This window comes from Paenibacillus sp. BK033, from assembly GCF_004345425.1.
Taxonomy (GTDB): Bacteria; Bacillota; Bacilli; order Paenibacillales; family Paenibacillaceae; genus Pristimantibacillus.
In genome coordinates this window covers 55,182-71,474 of sequence record NZ_SLVP01000009.1, presented here as the reverse complement: position 1 = coordinate 71,474, position 16,293 = coordinate 55,182, and the positions used below count along the sequence as shown (strand labels likewise).

General features: G+C 48.7%; 14 protein-coding genes. 6 read left to right on the top strand and 8 right to left on the bottom strand.

Translation table 11 applies throughout. The annotated features are described in order from the left end of the window. Positions 1-48: 48 nt before the first annotated feature. Positions 49-960, bottom strand: a complete 912-nt coding sequence (locus EV294_RS24360; protein ID WP_132311609.1) for a carbohydrate ABC transporter permease — start codon at positions 958-960, stop codon at positions 49-51. Between the two features lie 62 nt (positions 961-1,022). Further along, positions 1,023-1,952 (bottom strand): ABC transporter permease, encoded by a 930-nt coding sequence (locus EV294_RS24355; RefSeq protein WP_132311607.1) that lies wholly within the window; start codon positions 1,950-1,952, stop codon positions 1,023-1,025. 295 nt (positions 1,953-2,247) lie between these two features. Here EV294_RS24355 and EV294_RS24350 point away from each other — a divergent pair, with 295 nt between their 5' ends. The 5 genes from EV294_RS24350 (at position 2,248) to EV294_RS24330 (ending at position 10,447) form a co-directional block, all read left to right on the top strand. Then, the gene (locus EV294_RS24350; protein ID WP_132311606.1) at positions 2,248-3,993 is read left to right on the top strand and encodes a sensor histidine kinase; all 1,746 of its coding nucleotides are present in this window, start codon (positions 2,248-2,250) and stop codon (positions 3,991-3,993) included. A 3-nt stretch (positions 3,994-3,996) separates the two neighbouring features. Then, positions 3,997-5,589, top strand: a complete 1,593-nt coding sequence (locus EV294_RS24345; protein WP_132311604.1) for a response regulator — start codon at positions 3,997-3,999, stop codon at positions 5,587-5,589. A 1,176-nt stretch (positions 5,590-6,765) separates the two neighbouring features. Further along, entirely contained in the window at positions 6,766-8,241 is a 1,476-nt protein-coding gene (locus tag EV294_RS24340) for a spore germination protein (RefSeq protein WP_132311602.1), read from the top strand. Further along, the gene (locus tag EV294_RS24335; protein ID WP_132311600.1) at positions 8,238-9,347 is read left to right on the top strand and encodes a GerAB/ArcD/ProY family transporter; all 1,110 of its coding nucleotides are present in this window, start codon (positions 8,238-8,240) and stop codon (positions 9,345-9,347) included. Before EV294_RS24340 ends, EV294_RS24335 begins: the two co-directional genes overlap by 4 nt. Beyond that, entirely contained in the window at positions 9,344-10,447 is a 1,104-nt protein-coding gene (locus tag EV294_RS24330; protein ID WP_165930796.1) for a Ger(x)C family spore germination protein, read from the top strand. The genes EV294_RS24335 and EV294_RS24330 overlap by 4 nt, the downstream gene beginning before the upstream one ends. A 14-nt stretch (positions 10,448-10,461) precedes the next feature. Here the strand turns inward: EV294_RS24330 and EV294_RS24325 are convergent, their stop codons facing one another. Further along, entirely contained in the window at positions 10,462-11,301 is an 840-nt protein-coding gene (locus EV294_RS24325) for a DUF2935 domain-containing protein (RefSeq protein ID WP_132311597.1), read from the bottom strand. A 391-nt stretch (positions 11,302-11,692) separates the two neighbouring features. On the opposite strand from EV294_RS24325, the gene EV294_RS24320 reads away from it, so the two are divergent. Beyond that, positions 11,693-12,109, top strand: a complete 417-nt coding sequence (locus EV294_RS24320) for a VOC family protein (RefSeq protein ID WP_132311595.1) — start codon at positions 11,693-11,695, stop codon at positions 12,107-12,109. Between the two features lie 66 nt (positions 12,110-12,175). On the opposite strand, the gene EV294_RS24315 is transcribed toward EV294_RS24320, so the two are convergent. The 5 genes from EV294_RS24315 to EV294_RS24295 all read right to left on the bottom strand — a co-directional run bounded on the left by EV294_RS24315 (position 12,176) and on the right by EV294_RS24295 (position 16,170). Beyond that, a complete protein-coding gene (locus EV294_RS24315; protein ID WP_207918188.1) occupies positions 12,176-12,601 on the bottom strand; it encodes an SRPBCC family protein in 426 nt (141 codons plus the stop codon). Positions 12,602-12,676: 75 nt separating this feature from the next. Then, positions 12,677-13,633 carry a sigma-70 family RNA polymerase sigma factor gene (locus EV294_RS24310; protein WP_132311593.1) on the bottom strand — a complete coding sequence of 319 codons (957 nt, stop codon included), beginning with the start codon at positions 13,631-13,633 and terminating at the stop codon, positions 12,677-12,679. Between the two features lie 301 nt (positions 13,634-13,934). Beyond that, the gene (locus EV294_RS24305; RefSeq protein WP_243711782.1) at positions 13,935-14,438 is read right to left on the bottom strand and encodes a DUF4830 domain-containing protein; all 504 of its coding nucleotides are present in this window, start codon (positions 14,436-14,438) and stop codon (positions 13,935-13,937) included. A gap of 134 nt (positions 14,439-14,572) precedes the next feature. Continuing rightward, complete coding sequence (locus EV294_RS24300; protein ID WP_132311589.1) at positions 14,573-15,451, bottom strand: putative RNA methyltransferase; 879 nt, start codon at positions 15,449-15,451, stop codon at positions 14,573-14,575. Between the two features lie 320 nt (positions 15,452-15,771). Next, entirely contained in the window at positions 15,772-16,170 is a 399-nt protein-coding gene (locus tag EV294_RS24295) for a DoxX family protein (RefSeq protein ID WP_132311587.1), read from the bottom strand. Positions 16,171-16,293: the final 123 nt, after the last annotated feature.

Here is a 16,293-nt window from a genome sequence, read left to right as displayed (position 1 = left end):
GTATAAATCCCCCTCTAAAAGGATAATGGCAATTCCCCCACTGCTTGCTTACTCCTTCACGGCGCCGATCATCACCCCCTTGTTGAAATGCTTTTGCACAAACGGGTAGATGCACATGATCGGAACCGTAGCGACGATAATGACGGAATAGCGCAGCAGGTTGGCAAGACGCAGCGCGATTTGGGCAGCTTCCCCCGTGCCTAGCGCGGTCTGCATCTGATTGGTGACCAGAATATCTCTTAAGATCAACTGCAGCGGATATAGATTCTTATCCTGCAAATAGATTAGCGCGTTGAAATACGAATTCCATTGACCAACGGCAAACCATAAAGCCAGCACGGCAATAATGGGTTTGGAGAGCGGCAGCACCATCCGGGCATAAAAGCGCAGGTTTCCGCAGCCGTCGATTTGCGCGGCTTCCCATAGCTCCGTCGGAATGCCCGTCCGGAAAAACGTACGCGCGACGATAATATCAAAGACGGCAACCGAGAACGGCAGCACCATGACCAGGAACGTGTCGTACAGATGAAAATCGCGGATCGTCAGAAACGTTGGCACTAGCCCGCCGTTGAAGAACATCGTAAAGATAAAGAAGAGAGACAGGAACTTGCGTCCGACCAGATCCTTTCTCGATAAGGCGTAGCCCGCCGAAACGTTGACGATAAGGCCAATCAAGGTACCCACAACCGTATAGACAATCGTGTTCCGGTAGCCGATCCATATATTCGAATGATTCAGTAATTCCTTATAACCATCGACTGTAAACCCTTTCGGAAATAACCATACCTTTCCGTTCCCCACAGCCGAAGGATCGCTGAAGGAGGCGATGATTATAAAATAAAGCGGATATAACACTATGATAAGGACTAATGCGGCCCAAATATAGAGCAGGACCTCCAGCCGTTTATCGCTGTTGCCGGTTCTTTTCGGTTGCATGGCTAAATTCGTTGCAGCCTCCATAGCTGTTTCATCCTCCTCTCTAAAAGGAATGGCGAAGCCATTCATACTTCGTAAACATTGACTTACCAGAGACTGTTCTCGGAGTATTTTTTCGATATCCAGTTGACCAGAATTAACAGCGTGAAATTAATAACCGTATTAAATAGATTGATGGCGGCCGAGAAGCTGTACTGCGAGCTGAGCAGCCCGATCTTGTACACGTAGGTCGAGATCACTTCGCTGCCCGCAATATTCAGGTTGTTTTGCAGCAGATAGGCCTTCTCGAAGCCAACGCCCAAGAGTCCGCCAATTCGCAGGATCAATAAGGTTACCGCGGTCGGGATAAGCATCGGAATGTCGATGTAGCGGATTTTCTGCCATCGGCTGGCCCCGTCCACCGTTGCCGCTTCATATAAGCTTGGGCTTACGGAGGACAAAGCCGCGAGATAAATAATGCTGTCCCATCCCGTATGCTGCCAGACGTCCGACCATACATACAGGCTGCTGAACATGCTGGCCGAGCCCATCAGGTTCGGAGCTTCGGCGCCGAATAGCCGGTAGATGTTGCCGATCAGTCCGCTCCCCGGCGACAGCAGGATCATCATGAGACCAACGATAACGATGGTGGAAATAAAATGCGGCATGTACGTAATCGTCTGAAATACCCGCTTGAACCGGTTCTGCCTCAGCTGATTCACGAGAATGGCGAATATAATCGGAAGCGGAAAGGTTGCAAAGCTGTACAAGCTGATGAATACCGTGTTCTTAATGGTGACCGAGAATTGGTAGGAATGAAAAAATTTCTCGAAATATTTGAACCCTACCCAGGGACTGTCCATAATGCCAAGCGCCGGTTTGAAATCTTTAAAGGCAATAATGACCCCGTACATCGGTTTATACGTGAAACAGAGCAGCAGCACGACAGCCGGCAGCAAGAGCAGGTATAAGCCCCAGTTTCTGCTGATTCTCGTTACGTAACGATGCAGATTACCGCTCGATGAACTGTTTATCATGAATGCGTACCTCCCTTTGCTGTGTGATTGCCTTCAGTATACGTGCTTGCGGCGGCGAGATTTGGACCTCATGGATGCAAATTCCGGACATTCGGATGCAAGCAAACCCGATTTCGGCCTTAACGGAGATTCACGGCTCAGGCTGCCCTACAATCCAGACTTTTTGCTGTCATTATTCGGACCTTCGCCCGATTAAGGGGTTGCAACCGGTTGCATTTTCGAAAGCCAAGGCTATAATTATCTGACACACGGATTTCCTTTCAATAGAGGTGGTTAGCGGGGAGTTGCGGGGCATATGGCCAAACCGTCGGAGAACAAGCTGTATCCGATTCAGCATTACGTCAAAATCATTCTCGTCATTTCGTTTACCGCGCTGATTCTGGACTTTATCATCAGCTTTGCGTCGATCACGATCGTTAAACAGCAGTCCGCGCGGGATTTGAGGGATACCGCTTATTTGTACATCAACCGGATTAACAGCGACTTTTCCTACATGAATCACTTCATGGGCTGGACGCTTGCCAACGACGAGAACGTCAAAATGATGGAAACCCACGACACGAACGAGACGGAATTCATCAAGGCCAACGACGCGTTGTACAAGCGATTCGTCGAGCTTCAGACCAGCTATGACAAGAGCTACAACTTCTTTATCTTCTTCAAGAAGAAGAACGTGATGCTCAATATTGCGCCTATGAGGGTGACCTACAAGGAATATCAGCAACTGCAGCAGCAGATTAATGTCTTCATCAAAGACAAGGTCATCTATGAAAAGTTTTATTCCCGCTGGTCAACCATTCAGCTGGCCGGTAAATTTTATATCGTTAATATCGTGCCTTATCACGACAGCTACATGATCTGCCTGATCAACGCAGACGATCTGATCCTGCCGCTCCGCCAGATTAACCTGGGCGAGAACGGCTACGCCTCCCTGCGGGCCGAGGACGGCAGTCTTGTTACCAGCCCCATCTCGAATAAAGGCAAGCTGCTGAACATTGAACAGGAGCAGGACCGCTCCTCCATCATGAACACTCTCCAGACCAGAACAACGGTCAACGGCGAGTTCGATAACGCAGCCTTCTTCGTGAAGCTTGTCATTCAATTCGGCGCGTTCGAGAAAATCATGATCGTTCAGCTGCTGATCGTGCTGCTCGCGGTAATTGTTGCCTGCAGCCTGAGCTTCATCATGCTGTACTTTAAGAACAAGGTGCTCCAGCCGATCAAGAGCTTCTCCTACAATCTCGCCTTCTGGACGGAGGACGGGGAGCCGCTCGACAGTACGGGCAGCAAGATCGTTGAGCTGGAGAAAGCCAACAGGCAATTCGCCCAGCTCGTTAACCAGATTAAAACCTACAAGATCGATATTTACGAACGTGAGCTGGAGAAGCAGCGCATTCAGCTGGATTATATGAAGCTGCAGATCAAGCCGCATTTTTTCCTGAACTGCCTGACGACCATTCACAGCATGGCGCAGATGGACATGACCGAAGAAATCCAGCAGATGGCCTTATCCACCTCGGTGTACTTCCGGTATATTTTCCAGAACGGTCAGGACTTTGTCCGCCTGGAGGACGAAATCGAGCATGTCCGGGTTTATCTCGAAATTCAGAGGAACCGCTACCGCAGCTCGTTCCTGTACCGGATTGAGCAAGGCGAGTCGACGCGGGATGTCCCGATCCCTCCTCTCGTGCTGCAGACCTTTGTCGAGAATGCGATCAAATACGCGGTGTCGCGGGATCGTGAGGTGCTCATTACGCTGACCGTTGATCGGCAGATGGTGGAGGAGCAAGGAATGACCGTCATCCGGATTGCGGATACGGGGCCGGGTTTTCCACCGGAAGTCTTGGAAAAGCTCCAGCAAGGAGAGCCGCTTGATCAGACGCTTGGCACGCAAATCGGTATTATGAATACCGTTCAGCGATTGAAATACCTGTATGGAGAGCTTGCGCAGATCCGCTTCGGAAATCCGCTTGACGGAGGCGCCTCGGTAACCCTCTATCTACCGGAGCTTCCGGCCAATTCGAATAAGACGGGAGTGTAGCTCATGAATGTATTGCTAGTTGATGACGATTACTTTGTCGTAACCGCGCTGGAGAAGAAGATCGACTGGGCTTCGCTTGGCATCGAGGGCATCTATACGGCTCATAATGTCGCCCAAGCGCGGGATATTCTGATGAAGCACAAGGTTCAAATTCTTATCTCGGATATCGAAATGCCGCAGGGAAGCGGCCTGGAGCTCTTGGCGTGGATTCGCGAGGAGAACTACAACGTGCAGGCTATTTTCTTGACCAACTACGCGGACTTCAATTACGCGCAAAAAGCGATCGAGCTGCGCAGCTTCGAATATTTCCTGAAGCCGATCCAATTCGATAAGCTGATGCTTATTATCCGGAAAGCCGTTGAGCGGGCGACGGAACAGCAGCAGCAGGAAAAAGCCATTCAGGAGGGCTATTACTGGCAGCGCAATCAAGCGAAGATGCTGGAGCACTTCTGGCGCAAGCTGATCAGCGGCAGCGTATCCTGCGCGCTTAAGGCTGCGGATATCTTGGTTGCCGTTGAGGAGCAGCATCTCTCTTACGACCGCAATGATCTCATTCAACCCGTACTGCTTAATCTCTTTCCCTATGACGGCAGCATGGGCGTTGAGGAAAAAAATCTGTTCGACTTCGCGTTGCTTAACGTCCTATACGAGCTATTCCAGCATCCGCAATTTACGGTCGAGACGGTTCTGGAGTACAGCGTGCATAACTGGATTGCCGTATTGAAATGGAAGGAAGCCCCCGATGCCCAGACGCTTGACGGGCTTTGCGCCGCGTTTATCCAGCAGGCGAACCGCTCGCTTAAATGCGATGCCTGCTGCATCGTCGCCATGTCCGGTCGGCTTGAGGGCATTAGCCCGGTCATCCGCCAGCTGCTGGAGCGCAATCAGGATATCGCCAAGCGGCGCAATCATATTTTTTTCGTGGAGCATGGTCTTCGGCAAGCCGACGAAGCTTATCAGCCACCGGATCTAACTAAGCTGGAAGAGCTGCTGGAGCGGAATTTGCCGGAGGAATTCCTAAAGGAGACAACCCGGTATTTAAACGAGTCGGTGCATCGGGATCATTTTTCCACATCCGTCCTTAGCCTGTTCCGGCTGGATATAATGCAGCTTGTATATGCGTTTCTGAAGTCGAAGGGGATTCAGGCGCATCAATTATACACGGGAAAAACGAATGAACGGCTGCTCGCCCACTCCCTCCATTCCATCGAGGATTTGGAAGCTTACTTGAATTATCTGGTCCACACGGCCATGGAATACCGCGATTTCGCCGAGCAGCCTAAATCCGTTGCCGAGGAAATCAAGCAATATATCCATGCCCATTACGGGGAGGATCTGACTCGCATCAGCCTGGCGGAAATCGTCTACCTTCATCCGGATTATTTGGCCAGACTGTTCAAGAAGGAGACTGGCGTTTCCCTTGGAAACTATGTAATCGGAGCGAGAATTAATGCCGCCAAGCAGCTGCTCCGAACGACCAATCTGTCGGTATTCGCCGTGGCGAAGAAGGTCGGCTATGCCAACTACTCCTACTTCGCGAAGGTCTTTAAGCAGGAGGTTGGCGTAACGCCGAATGAATATAAGCAGGACGGTTAGGAATGGTCAAGGAATGCTTCCCTTTACTTAACCGTTTGCTGATTTTTGGGGCCTACTGCTTTTTATTAGGTACGTTCAGAACTGCGGGGCCAGAATCCGCGGGATTCTCCCCTTGCCAAATGCTTGCCAAATACCTCTCCGATTATCAGGATCAACAAGGGGAACAACAGATACAGGTAAACGTCCCACCATATCTGACTGATCAGGATTCCGCTTTGTTTCAGAAGTACGGTTACAAAGAGAAGGATAATCTCCAAACAAGCATATTTTATCCATCGGTATTTCCAATTTACCATAAGCAGCAAGGTAGTAATGAGTACAATGGATAGATAGTAAACGATACCGAAAGCGCTTGTGTCATATGCCGGGTCGCTAAACCATCCTGGCCGGTAAACCCTGCTGGAGAATAATATAAAGGGTAAAAACTGGATGGTTCCGGAAATAGGACCTAAGCATAAACAGAGCAATAACGCGCGCGAGCCCCCTTTCTTCGCCTTAAGCATCCAGGGATATATTATTTTTATCAACGGGAAGTAAAGCAGGAGACCCAACGAAGTATATCCGATCCTCCACCAATACAGCGTATAGATACGCAACTCAACAAAAAGCCACTCGATCCCTGCTAGCAGAGCGATAAACCCAACTATCCAAAACCAGCCTAGTTGATATACCGAAAGGATCAGAGCGAGAGACGGTATCGAGATTAAGTTCGAGGTTATGGCCCCGAGATGGCTGTCGTAATAACGATTACTAAGCAGCTTCGGGTGATATTCGTAGCTTCCGTTGAAGATATAAATGACTGCTTCGAAAATATATAAGAGTTCAACTCCAATTAAGAATTGCATATAGGTGTGGACGCTTCGTTTTCTATGAAACACAATGACCTGCAACACAATACTAATGAAGCTCAGTCCCAAGTACCAATACGAATTAGAGCTCAAGCCACCCCCCCCCTTGCATTGCCGAGTTCCCTTTATTGTTTCAACTTCCATGGGACATATTCACAGCGGATCGATCCAACTCCAGTGACTGCTTCCGTATGTTATCGAATGTCATTGGGATAGCTCCTTAGTAACTCGTTAGTTATGCCAGTAATGTGAATAAAATTTTACCAAATGCGCAACCTACGTCTAGTAAATAAATCCAGCTTGTTGGACCTTGCGGAGGAAATGAAAAATGAACGATCTTTCAACATCGCTTGCCGACAATTTGGAAACCGCGCAGCACTTATTCCGTCAAAGTCCGGATCTGGTTATCCGGCCCTTTCAATTAAAATCGGGACAACGGGCATTACTGCTCTATTTCGAAGGACTTGTCGACAAGCTATCTATAACCCATGATGTATTGCGGCCCCTTATTACTGAAACCGAAACCATAAATGAACTTTCGAATGCTCCAATTACGGTAGGCAGAGTGCATACGGTCTCGGATTGGCCACAAATCGAAATGTCGCTGTATACCGGGAAAAGCGCGCTAATCGTTGACGGTATTGCGGAAGCCCTGATCATGTACACGCAAGGCTGGCCGCAGCGCGCGATTAGCGAACCGCAGACCGAGTCGACGATCAAAGGGGCTCATCAGGGATTCGTAGAAACGGGAGAGCAAAATATTGCTCTTATTCGGCGTTATTTGCCAAGCCATGAGCTCAAGCTCAACCCATTTATTATCGGCAAGCGAGTCCGCTCGACCATTACGCTTCTCTACTTGTCTGATATCGTTCAGCCGGATTTGGTTAGCGAGATGGAGAGGCGACTCCAAAGCATCGACGTCGATGCGGTTCTGAGCACTGGCGAACTGACCGAATACCTTGACGATCATCCTTTTAATTTATTGCCTCAATTCCAAACGACGGAGCGGCCGGATGCTGCGGTAGCGCATCTCCTGCAAGGACGCATCGCGCTCGTTATCGATCATTCGCCGTCGGTTCTTGTCGGACCGGTCACTTTCGTGTCATTTTTCCAAGCGGTAGACGATTACAGCCACCGTTGGTTGGTGGCTTCGTTTCTCCGGGCGCTCCGTTTTGTCGCTTTGCTGATAACGATATTCCTTCCGGCATTCTATATCTCGCTCATTGCGTTTCATTTCGAGGTTCTGCCCTTCAAATTGCTGCTTTCGATCGGGGAGTCGCGCGCGCGCGTTCCGTTCCCCCCCATCATCGAAGCCTTTTTGATGGAGATATCGATCGAGATGCTGCGAGAGGCCGGTCTGCGGCTGCCTGGCCCGGTCGGCCAGACGATTGGCGTCGTTGGCGGGATCGTAATCGGTCAAGCGGCCGTGCAAGCGGGCATCGTCAGCAACATCATGGTTATCATCGTTGCCCTGACGGCGATCTCCTCCTTTATCATTCCCGACTATGACATGGCGTCTTCTTTGAGGCTTATCCGCTTTCCGTTTATGATTGCGGCCTCCTTATTCGGGTTGATTGGCATTGTGATCGGCATGCTCCTTTTGGTCGGGGTCATCATGTCTATGCGAACGCTCAGCATTCCCTACGGCATTCCCGTTGCTCCGATTGATATACGTGATTGGAAGGATATATTTGTTCGCCTCCCCCTCTTTATGCTTAAGCTGCGTCCGCGCTCCACCAACGCGTCACAGCTTCGCCGGCAAGGAAGAAACCGGAGCGGCGGACGGGGAGGGAATGGAGCTTGAGGAGGCCGCTTAGCCAGAAGGATCATGAGATCAGCTTTACTCAGTTTGTTTTCACCATCTATAAGACTCAAATCGGTATCGGAATTCTTACGCTGCCTAGAGATCTCGTGGAAACAACCGGTACCGACGGATGGATATCCTTGCTGATTGGCTATGCGATAGCTGTGACGGCTAGCATCCTGATCATTGCCGCTATGTCGAAATACCCAAACGATACGCTATATGAGCTACTCCCGCGCTTGTTCGGATCTTGGATCGGCAGTGGACTCTCTCTCCTCTGGATCGGTTACACAGCAGGAGGCGCGCTCGTTATGCTCTTATGGTCGGTACACCTGACCCAAGTATGGGTGTTGCCGGGCATTTCCAATCAAACTCTCATGTTTCTTTTCGTGCTCCCGATCTGTCTTTATACCTTTCAAGGACTTAAGCTGGTCGGAAGGTTCGGCGAGTTTGTCTACATGAGTTCGTTCTGGATGCCTCTAGCGTTATTCTGGGGACTTAAAGATGCCCACTGGCTGAACTTTCTTCCGATAGGACACAATGGATGGGTGCACATTATCCAGGCAGTTAAATCCACACTGCTGTCGTTCCTGGGATTTGAGCTTGCCTTCGTTCTGTATCCGTACCTTACGGAAAAGAAACACGCCATTCGGGGTGTGGTTTTCGCGAACACGCTTGCGCTGATTACCTATTCAATTGCTACGGTTGTCAGCTTTCTTCAATTTAGCGAAGAAACGCTCAAGGAATATGTATGGCCTTCACTCGTCTTGTTAAAGCTGATTCGCTTGCCTTTCGTCGAGCGATTCGAGATCATTTTCGTAGCCTTGTATCTGATTATCCTGTTCGCGACGATTATCCCTTATCTGTATATGTCTGCCATGGGCGCGAACAAGTTGCTGCGCACGAGCAACCATCGCTACTACACCATTGCGTTTCTGGCTGGCTGCGTTGTGCTCTCGATGTTGTTCCAGCCTTCCGTTTGGCAGCTTGAATGGATGGGAAGACAATACGGCAAAGCCGGGTACCTGCTCGCTTTCTTGTTCCCAGTCTTGCTGTGGCTATGGGGGATTGGCTATCGGTTCATAAGAAAGGAGCGGCATTCATGAAAAGAATACTTAAACGGTACCTACTGCCGTGCGCGTTGATCATGCTGATGGCAACGGCCGCATGCAGTAAGCCTGCCGCTCTGGAGAAACTGCAAATTATGGGGGTTTACGGAATAGACCTCAATGAGGAGGGGCGGTTGCAGTCCTTTTCCTCCTCACCTATATTTAGCCGGGAGGCAACCAAAAAGTACAATATAACGAAAGCAACAGCCTTATCAACCAGACAATCCCGTCAGCAGCTCGATTCCATGAGCATTGGTGCGTTAACGGGACGGAAGCTCGCAACCGTTCTGGTCGGCAAAAAGCTGCTTACCGAGAAGTCGATCTATCCATACATGGATGTCCTTTTCCGGGACCCAAGCAGTGAGATCAACGCTGACATTGCTATGGTCAATGGTACGGTGGCTGAAATTATGGAATCGGAAATGGACGATAAGGGGAGATTGGAAGTCGTGCTGTTGGAAGAGATCGAGACTTCCTACGAAGACCGGATATGCGTTCTCACTCATGCTTATCAATTGGAAGATCAGCTTCTCAATCCCCGAGTTACGCCTTACGTGACGGAAATCAAGGCAATGCCGCGGGAAATAAAAGTAGTCGGAACAGCACTGTTAACCGATGACGGAAAATACGCCGGTTCTCTTAATAACAAGGAAAGCTCCTTGCTGCTATTGCTGCAGCAAGATATCGGACGGCAGATCCAATTCACGTTCATTTTACCTTCTAAGGGCACTGTTACCGTTAATATCAAAGACGCCAAGCTCAACACTCATTCCGCCTATGGCGAAGACCGGTTCCAATTTAGCGTTTCTATCCACGCGGAGGCAGAATTAGCGGAACAAGCGACGAACTGGAAAGAAAATATTCCTGTTCCCGTTATGGAACAGGAAGTCTCAAGGCAGCTGCAACTGGAGTGTGACAAGCTTATCAACAAAATTCAGCGTTACCGCGTTGATCCGATTGGATTCGGCTATTATGCAAAGGCTTACCAATTGTCCGAATGGAAGAAGGTCGAAGACAACTGGGGAGATGCGTTTGCCCAAGCGGACGTCAGGATTACAACCCATGTCAAGCTGATAAGCACAGGCGCGGTAAAATGAGTTCCGGGAATCGCTTAAGTCTTATATAAGGTCGGCTTCGTTAACGAACAGTATGGGATCATGACGATTTCGGGATTAAAACAGCTCAATTTGCGCAGAAAATAACAGGTCTCAGGCAAATGGTGTTCCAGAAAACGCAGCGTTGTCCGGCTTAAGAGCTCCGTATTGGCGAATTGCCCGATAATCTGCACGACAAACGAGTAGAACTCGGCAACGGTTTGCGATACTTCCCGGGCAAACCGTTGTTGAAAGGGCAAGCCGGGAGGAGAGAAACGCAAGTAGCCCGCGATCGATTGGTTTTTAGCCATATGATTGCGGAAGGCTTGCGCTAATCCCAGCGCTTTCGTTGCAAGCGGGATTTCCACGGGATCCAAAACATTGTTTAGCAGAATAGCGTGACCCAATTGATCCTCGATCCATAGATGAAGCAGTGCGACTAGCGACAACTCCTCAAACGGCTGTCCTTTCTGTGCATAAGACAAGAATCGCAGATACTCCTGATTCTCATTCAGTGTTCCGTTGAAATAAGTAGGCGTGGCATTTAAATTAACTCGATTTGTTAACCGCAAGTTTTGCAGCGTACCTTCCAGCCGATAGTATCCTTCCGCTACGGGATAGACAACACGGGCGAACTCGATCATCGCGGGGTCATCGATCGGGAGGTTGCGACTTGGCAATTTCGCCAGCAGCCCGAGCAAATAACGGAATCGTTCGCTGTACTGTTGGGCCAATGCAACCCAATGAGATTCCGTAGGAGACAGAAAGTCACGGACAAAAACCGAGTGATCGTCCAGAATTTCCAGCCAAAAACGGTGTTCCTCCCAAGGGCTGATAGGCTCGCATGCTTGATTCATCGTTCATTCCTCCTGATAAGCTGCCGATTTTACAATCCATTTATCTTATGTTATTAGGAGGAGGCTTAATGAATGATCCCGATATCACGCCTTTCCGTGTCATATCCGTATCCTAATGTTCCCCGATAGCTTAACTTCGCCTATGTTGTGGCCCAGTGCGTGTTCCGAGTTAACGAACATGCTCATTCGCTCGATATTATTAAATGCAAATGAATTCTAAAAACGGACTGTGCGCCATGTCTTGCGACTGCCGTGAAAGTGGATTGGTTTAAACTCTTTCATCCTCATCGAGCGAAATTCCATGAGACCGATGAATTCACGGATCGGCTGTCGTCTATATAATCGAAGGCATAAATGAACACAAACTAATTTGCGAAGAGGTGTTTTGAAAATGGCATTAACGTCCGCATTCACGAGCTTCAACCTGCCTGTAAAAAACGTAGGACAATCGAAAGCGTTCTTCACCGGACTCGGATTCGAGCTCAACCCGCAATTCCCCGATAACGAGAATTCGGTAGCTATCGTGATCGGCGACAACCTGCAGGTCATGCTGATCAATCAAGCATTCTTTAATACGCTCACGGAGAAGGAATCCGTCGATACGAGCAAGTATGCGCAGATGACGATCGCATTGGCCTTCGAGAGACGGGAAAAGGTCGATGAAATCGTAAATACCGCGGTCTCCTTAGGCGGGGAATTGCACGCTGAACCCGAATATCATGGGTCCATGTATCATTGGGGCTTCGTGGATTTGGACGGCCATCTGTGGGCCATTAACTGCATGAACATGGATGCGGCACAAGGATAAGGCTAACGGAGATAGGATTCAAAAAGAAAGACGCCGGGCATCTCCCCGGCGTCTTCTTCGCGATGATTAGTTTTTTTCGGTATAGGCTTTGAAATTGTCCATGATCGCTTGCCAGCCTGCTTGCTGGAACTCGACGGGATTGGAGCTTTCCGCGTCGAAGGTTTCAATGACCTTCGTTTCATTCCCTTGATCGATGAAAGCAATATCCACTCTTCTTCCGTCTTCCATGGCGTAGCCGATCGCCTCATGCCGATTCACGACATCGTAGACGCCGCCAAAATCAAAGCCCATGCTGCCATCCTTCGCTTCCATCCGTGTCAGAAACTTGCCGCCGACCCGCAGATCGTTTTCGGCTCTCGGCGCATGCCAGTCCTCGGACGCTTGATTCCACTTCGTGATGTGATCCGGCTCGGTCCAATAACGCCATACCTTCTCGACAGGGGCTTGAATGATGGCTTGCACGGTTACTTTCGTCGGTTGACTCGTTTCCAATTTAATAGACACCTCTCTCATGACATTCGTCATTTGGTTACTCTCAATGATATAGACGTAAGCCAATGACGAAATTCATTGGTCAATTCGCTCAGGCAGCCCGAATCGCGAAAATAATGGCGTATGAATGAAGTTTTGAACGTGCAGGATTTGATTTTCTTTGGTTTCGATGACGTGGATGCCCCAGGGTACCAGGCCAGAGCCCTCTTTGCCCGGCATATACTGGGCCAACGCCGGATAACCGCCATTCACCGTAATGGGCACAAATCGCGATCCTTCGCAATGCCAGCGAGTAAGCGAATAGAACGCGGCCAAATCTTCCTTGCCGCGGACCCACATTTGGAAGGGCGGCATCGACATGCAGCCTTCCTCGTGGAACAACGCGACGAGCGCATCAATATCGAATTGCTCGAAGGCCTCCACATACCGGGACAGCAGCTGCTGCTCCGGTTGAACCTCCATGCTGCTGAGCTCATCCGAGCGAAGCTGCGCCCGGTCCATCGTCTCTCGGGCTCTTTGCAAGGCGCTGTTCACCGCTGCCGGCGACATCGCCAACGTTTCCGCGATCTGCTTGGAAGACCATTCAAATACATCCTTCAAAAGAAGTACCGTGCGCTGCCGCGGAGGCAAGGTCTGCAGGAGAGCGATGAAGCACAGTTGAAGGGTATCTCTGCGGACGAGTCGATCCTCCGGATTACCCCCAAAGTCGGGAGACGGCCAGATCCATGCAGAGTCCGGCAGCGTGTCGCGGGGCTCGACGATGTCGACGGCCGGATCGAATAGGTCAACGGGAAGTGCGCGGCGTTTGGATTGTCTCAGCTTGTCCAAGCACAGGTTGGAGGCAATCCGATAGACCCACGTTTTGAATGAGGAATCCTGCCGGAACGTGCTCCAGCTCTGCCAGACCCGAATACTCGTCTCCTGTACGGCATCATCCGCATCGTCCATGGAGCCTAGCATTCGGTAACAGAACGAGGTTAAGCCCGGCTTCAAGCTTGCAAATAATGGTTCGTCAAATGCGGTCTCGTTCATGGCAGCCTCCCTTAACGATTTCCCCGAAGGGTGGTACCTTCATTATATGCAATGAAGCGGACAGCCTCAATCCGAATGAAATGTATCTGTGGGACCACCACGCCCAGCGAAGAAATATTCCCAGCATAAGCCATGAGCTATAACCTTTTGTACCGCTGGACAAAACCATCCGTATTCCATATCGCTCCCCCTCTTCTTTACATGAGATATTCTGCATAACTGCCATTAATTTCAGAATTAGGCCAACGTGCTTCCAAAGGCAGTTGGCTAATTAATTGAACTAGTATTTCCGGTTAGTCTGTCATCTTCCGTATTTCTTTCCCCATTTTTCGGACCACTCTTTATAAGTCAGTCCAGTTACTTCCTCTAACGTTTTACCGTCAAGTGAGAAAGGCGCTCCCATTAAAAGCACTTTTCCTTGAACAGGGAATGAAGTGCCGCCTATTACTTTGCCATCGCAAACCATGACAGAGACGTTGGTTTCGGTATTGTATTTTTTCTCTAGGGGATGATTTTTCACTGTGAATCCGTATTCGGTTATTTCTTTCCCGAAATACTTGTCGGGTTCTTCTTTTTGAACGCCCCATATCTGTTGATTGTACGTTGATTCCACACTTCCTTCGAAAAATTTGCTTTTGTCTAAAACGTATTTTTGAACTTCGCCTTTTCGTGTAATAACTTTATACCCTTGTTGCTCGACGTATTGCTCAGCATTTTTTTCATCGCCTGAAATCTCTTTACCGCATCCAGCAAGGATTAAAAATAATAACCCCAAAATAATCCCCCAATTGGTAATACTCCTCAAGAAATTCATCGCCCCCTTTACTATATAAAACTCCCTAAACAATTCGATTGTTGCGTTATCCTGCCCTTTACCTTAATAAAAACGGCAGCCGATCATCATGTGTCAGCTGCCGCCGTTGACCTATTACACTAAGATTATTTCTTACCAATCAAAATCTTGAAGTCCATTGTGACCTGTTGTAATTTCATCTCTTGGATTTTTCGCAAACGTTCCGTTGTTGTCCCCCAGGACAAAGGCGTCATTCCAAGTAATGGTTTAATGGACGACTCGCCCAAGTTCACCTGATATCGAACATTTTCAACGTCTGTTAGCTCAAAATGTTCACTAAAGTGATCCAGCGTCATTTCGTTTGAATAAACCTGTTTTTCAGATCCTTCGTAAAAAATGTCTCTTAATTCTTTAAGATAATCCCGTTCAGGAATAACCTTTATAACCATACTCTCATCCGCAATCAGTCTTTTAAATTCTGAATAATTAGCCGGGGATAGAATGTTAAGAATGAAATCGAATCGATGATTGGCAAATGGACAGTTCGCAATGTCTGCAACACACCAAATAGCATTGGAATATTCAGCCGCAGCGCTGCTGATCCCCTCCTTGGAAAGATCGATTCCGACCGCCAAGAGAGAATTGGTTGTTTTTCGAAATAATTTTTCTTGAATTTCAGTTAAATGAGAGCCTTCCCCACACCCTGCATCTAGTATGCTTGTCGGTTCATTGTTCCCGAGTTGATTAATTATTTTATTGCTTACCGCAGCATTCAAGGGATCAAAAAATCCGTTTCTGTTGATCATTCTTCGATGTTCGAACATTCTTTTATCATATTTGGTTTTTTTGGCTAGCGACAATAGGTTCACATATCCCTGCTTCGCTATATCAAAACAATGCCGGTTGCAAATTAAACTTTGTAAATTGATCATTTGCATCTGACCGTTACATACCGGGCATCTAAATATCTCTTGGAATCGTGCAATAACAGCTGCACTCATCATCTTTTTACTAGGTTTCGACATAAAAAAGCACCCCATTCATTCGTAATCGGTGAATGAAAAAGGCACAGTCAAATAAACCCAACCTATTTGTTAAAAAAATAGACGGGTTAAGTGATCTGTACCTTACACTACCTTAAACGAATGAATTGGATGATCATAATGTAACTCTCCTAAAATGTTGAGGTATTTAAAACCGCTCTAATTATAACATTTGGCTGGGGTTTACTGAAGAACCCGCTATCGGCTGCCTGATAGGGTTTCATACAAAACGGCAGCCCATGGACTGCCGTTTTGTATAGACCGCTATATCATTGATGAAAATCTCATCCCCGCGTTTCAGATTAGAAGAACAGCGCATCCAGCGAATAAGCTCCTGCTCCGGTCAGTGCAACGCCGATAGCTAAAGCCACGAGTACCAGCGGATATTCATATCCGTTTGCCGTTGCCCACAGGCCGTTAGGCCCATGCACTTTAACTATTGCGCCTGCCATGGTGATTACAATCATCACTCCTGCAGCTGCCGTGAACAGGCCCGCAGTGAACAAAGCCCCGCCCAACAGTTCCAATACTCCGGCAAAGACAGCCATAGCAACACCCGGACGAATGCCAACCGATTCCATCCAGCCTCCTGTCCCTTTAGGGCCGTATCCCCCGAACAAGCCGAACAGTTTCTGTGCTCCATGACCTACAAACAACAATCCTACCACTACCCGAATAACAAGAAGTCCCAAATCCATCATTTCCTTCATCTCCCCAATATTGTTATGGCGTTGATCTTACATTTACTTAGCGAATTTATCTAATGGTCACATCATGCCTCTCTCTTCCAAGCGCGCCGGTAAAAAAATCGACGTTTTCTTGCC

What these genes read in the sequence shown, in the direction of transcription:
- EV294_RS24300 (WP_132311589.1), bottom strand. Translation starts at nt 15,451, where the DNA reads ATGTCGAAACCTAGTAAAAAGATGATGAGTGCAGCTGTTATTGCACGA.
- EV294_RS24345 (WP_132311604.1), top strand. Translation starts at nt 3,997, where the DNA reads ATGAATGTATTGCTAGTTGATGACGATTACTTTGTCGTAACCGCGCTG.
- EV294_RS24355 (WP_132311607.1), bottom strand. Translation starts at nt 1,952, where the DNA reads ATGATAAACAGTTCATCGAGCGGTAATCTGCATCGTTACGTAACGAGA.
- EV294_RS24295 (WP_132311587.1), bottom strand. Translation starts at nt 16,170, where the DNA reads ATGATGGATTTGGGACTTCTTGTTATTCGGGTAGTGGTAGGATTGTTG.
- EV294_RS24340 (WP_132311602.1), top strand. Translation starts at nt 6,766, where the DNA reads ATGAACGATCTTTCAACATCGCTTGCCGACAATTTGGAAACCGCGCAG.
- EV294_RS24325 (WP_132311597.1), bottom strand. Translation starts at nt 11,301, where the DNA reads ATGAATCAAGCATGCGAGCCTATCAGCCCTTGGGAGGAACACCGTTTT.
- EV294_RS24330 (WP_165930796.1), top strand. Translation starts at nt 9,344, where the DNA reads ATGAAAAGAATACTTAAACGGTACCTACTGCCGTGCGCGTTGATCATG.
- EV294_RS24310 (WP_132311593.1), bottom strand. Translation starts at nt 13,633, where the DNA reads ATGAACGAGACCGCATTTGACGAACCATTATTTGCAAGCTTGAAGCCG.
- EV294_RS24320 (WP_132311595.1), top strand. Translation starts at nt 11,693, where the DNA reads ATGGCATTAACGTCCGCATTCACGAGCTTCAACCTGCCTGTAAAAAAC.
- EV294_RS24360 (WP_132311609.1), bottom strand. Translation starts at nt 960, where the DNA reads ATGGAGGCTGCAACGAATTTAGCCATGCAACCGAAAAGAACCGGCAAC.
- EV294_RS24350 (WP_132311606.1), top strand. Translation starts at nt 2,248, where the DNA reads ATGGCCAAACCGTCGGAGAACAAGCTGTATCCGATTCAGCATTACGTC.